The sequence below is a fragment of the Aminobacter sp. P4_H6_2 genome, assembly GCF_056400805.1.
The window spans coordinates 1-3,570 of record NZ_JBFUKO010000558.1; the positions used below are offsets into that span (position 1 = coordinate 1).

2 protein-coding genes and 1 pseudogene are annotated in these 3,570 nt (G+C 59.8%); all 3 read left to right on the plus strand.

Features of this window, described 5'->3' with window-relative positions; translation table 11 throughout:
- A partial coding sequence (locus AC1DUU_RS26465) for a GreA/GreB family elongation factor (protein WP_476786331.1) occupies positions 1-378 on the plus strand: 378 nt, incomplete at its 5' end.
- Between the two features lie 669 nt (positions 379-1,047).
- Positions 1,048-2,706, plus strand: a complete 1,659-nt coding sequence (locus tag AC1DUU_RS26470; protein WP_476786332.1) for an FMN-binding glutamate synthase family protein — start codon at positions 1,048-1,050, stop codon at positions 2,704-2,706.
- Positions 2,707-2,920: 214 nt separating this feature from the next.
- Positions 2,921-3,115 (plus strand): annotated as a pseudogene (locus AC1DUU_RS26475) (integrase); the annotation flags it as partial.
- Between the last annotated feature and the right edge of the window lie 455 nt (positions 3,116-3,570).

Here is a 3,570-nt window from a genome sequence, read left to right on the forward strand (position 1 = left end):
ATCTACGTCACGGAGATCGACAAAGCACGGCTCCAGAACCTGATTGAGTTCGAGCAAGGGGCGGCAATTGTCGAGCTTGAACATGAGATCGAGAGAGCCATTGTCGTTGATCCTCAGCACGTCGCGCGCGATGTCGTGACAATGAATTCCAGGGTCGTGCTGCAGCTTGATGATGAACAAAAGGAAGTGGCTCTTGTCTACCCGCAAGACGCCGACGAACGCTCTGGTAAACTATCGGTCCTCTCCGACGTCGGCGCCGCGATCCTGGGCTATCAGGAAGGCGACGCCATCGACTGGAGGGTTACAGATCGTACGCGACGTATCCTGATCGAAAAGGTGATCTACCAACCGGAATCGTCCGGTGATTTTCATCTCTAGCTGCACTGTGGCAAGCCTGCTTGTCGAGTTCGTCTGCAGCCTGACAAGCAGGAGAGAGGGGCGGGGCTTCCGGTTACGCAAAGTTCTTCGAAGGAAGAGCCGAAACCCGAAAGGCCTATGGCCTGCCCGCTGCGGCCCCGATCGTTGATTCGACCAAGGCGTGTCGCCGATTCCCAGCACTCCCCCGCAGCGGATTCGTTCGCCGGCCCCACATCGGTCGCAGGCAACGATTTTCCAGTCACAGTAGGTTAAGCACCACTGCAAGGGGGTAAATAGCGGTTTGTCGCTCACGGAGCGCTGAGCCGGGTCATCAGCCTCGGTGTCGTGACTTCCCGCGGGCAGCTTGCAGCCGGGCGGCTTAGCGCTTCGATGTCTGAAATGGGTCGGCTGCAAAACGGCTGCTATCGGACCTCAATACCTAAAATCGGAACGTCCGGTAACGGCCCCCGACCCGCCACGGAAAAATCATGTCTTTCGTTTCAGCCCTTGCCAATGACTACCGCCGGCTGAGTGCCACGCGACGCGAATTGCCCCGGTGGGATTCGCTGCAATGTCACAAATTCGGTGCTATAGGCCTGTCGCCTGAGCGATTTGCCGTTCGCAGCTTTCGTTCCGGACCACCCTGGCTACGAATGCCACAACGCGGACTTTCCGGACAAATCCCAAAAAATGGTCAGCATTATCTTCTCGCATCAACGCTATACCGTGTTCGTCGGCGTTGGGCTCATTGCACTAGCATCCCTTGCGGGTGCGGCGCTTTACAGCAAGTGGCTGCTGGTCGTTGCCACGCTTTGCGGCGGGCTCTTCCTGCTCGGCGTGCATGACCTTTTCCAGCGCCGGCACTCCATCCTGCGCAACTATCCGATCGTCGGGCATCTGCGCTTCCTGCTCGAGGGATTCCGGCCGGAAATCAGGCAGTACATCATCGAGGGCGATCATGAAGAGGTGCCGTTCAGCCGCCAGGCCCGCGGTCTCGTCTATCAACGCGCCAAGGGAGTTGAGGACAAACGGCCCTTCGGTACGATTGAGAATGTCTATGGTTCCGGCTATGCGTGGCTGACCCATTCCGCCTCGCCCGTAGCGATCACCGACACCAACTTCCGGGTGCGCATCGGCGGTTCCGCCTGCAAGCAGCCCTATGACGCCAGTCTCTACAACATTTCGGCGATGAGCTTCGGCTCGCTCTCGGCAAACGCCATCCTCTCCCTCAATACAGGGGCGAAGAAGGGCGGCTTCGCGCATGATACGGGCGAAGGCGGCATCAGCCGCTATCACCGGCAGGGCGGCGGCGACCTGATCTACCAGGTTGCGTCGGGCTATTTCGGTTGCCGCACAGACGACGGCAGTTTCTCGCCGAAGAAATTCGCCGAGATCGCCGCCGATCCGCAGATCAGGATGATCGAGATCAAGCTGAGCCAGGGCGCGAAGCCGGGCCACGGCGGCATGCTGCCCGCATCGAAGATCTCACCGGAGATCGCCGAAGCGCGTGGCATCCCCATGGGAGTCGACTGCGTCTCTCCGGCTGCCCRTGGCACCTTCTCGACGCCGATCGGCCTGATGCAGTTCGTCGGTCAGTTGCGCGGCTTGTCGGGGGGCAAGCCGGTCGGCATCAAGCTCTGCATCGGCCATCGCCGCGAGTTCATGAGCATGGTCAAGGCGATGCTCAAGACGGGGATTATCCCGGATTTCATCGTAGTGGATGGCGCAGAGGGCGGAACGGGCGCAGCTCCGGTCGAATTCGCCAACCGGGTCGGCATGCCGATGCTGGAAGGGCTGACCTTCGTACACAACACGCTGCGCGGCGCGGGAATTCGCCATGAGGTGAAGATCGGCGCAGCCGGCAAGATCGTCTCCGCCTTCGACATCGCCCGCGTCGTGGCGCTGGGGGCCGACTGGTGCAACGCGGCGCGCGGTTTCATGTTCGCCATTGGCTGCATCCAGGCTCAGGCCTGCCACACCAACAAATGTCCTGTCGGCATCGCGACACAGGACCCGGTCCGCCAGCGGGCGCTCGATGTCGGAGACAAGAGCGATCGCGTCGCGCGATTCCATCGCAACACGATGAAGGCGCTTGGCGAAATCGCCGGGTCGGCCGGCCTGAGCAATCCTAGCGACTTCATGCCCTATCACTTCATGTTCCGGCAGAAGGACAACGAGTTCCTCGACGGCAACGAAGCCTACCCCTATCTGCCTGAGGGCTTCCTCGTCGCCGGGGAGGAAATTCCCGAACTGGCCGACTGGTACAGCCGCTGGGACCGCGCCAATGCCGAGAGCTTCGCGCCGCCGGAAATTCCGCACGGACCTTTCCAGCGCCGCAAGGCCGCTTGAACACATTGCAACGTGTTCCGCACGAGGAAATCAACCGGCGTCATCACCTTTCGAAGATGCAGAGGCGAACATCATCTGTTTGTCATGCGGCGAGAGAATGCGCATGACCGCTTCAACCAAATTCGCTTCGAAAGGGGACCGGCAGATTTCGGCCCCGCCGCAGTCAGCTCCATTTCGTTTCCCTCTCGGCCATTCAAGGCCGAGGTGAAATGAAATGGGTTACTCTCAGTATGATGCCGCAGTTCGCGGCCGCGTTGCTTGGAATGCGGGAAAGACAGTCGGAACGAAACGCCCGCTGAAGCAGAAGCAGATATGGGTCGTTCAACAGAAGACGGGAAGTCCTGTCCAATTCGAACTGACCAGCGATGTGCGTACCAGCCTACTAGCGTGGCTGGAGAGGCGCGGCGGCTGTGCAGCAAGATCGGATTTGGGATGGGAAGCTGCCCGTATGCTTTTGGGGCGCCTGAAGCGGAATATCTGGCGAACGAACACCCCACCTTTCATCGCGGCCTGTTTGTCCACGAGTTTGCGATTGTACCGGCGGACGCAAATTATCGAACTATTAAGCATAAAGCTCTCAAAGGTGCTTAGTGTTTGAATCATTTCGGTTTTCCATGTTGAAGCATTGCCGCCTACTTGGGACTTTCCATCTGCCCCACCGCCGCCTGCCTATGGCCGTAGCGCCTTTGGCGTTGATGCTGGCGAGCGCGCCAGTGTCGGCCCAGCAGGTCATCCTGGGTGGCGACGCCAATCCTTCGGACCCAACGAGCATCAATAGCGGCGTAGATTTGGAGATGGCCGCACCAGCATTGGCTCCTTGACCATCGAGAACGGCGGCACTCTGACCAACAGGCAGGGCTCGGT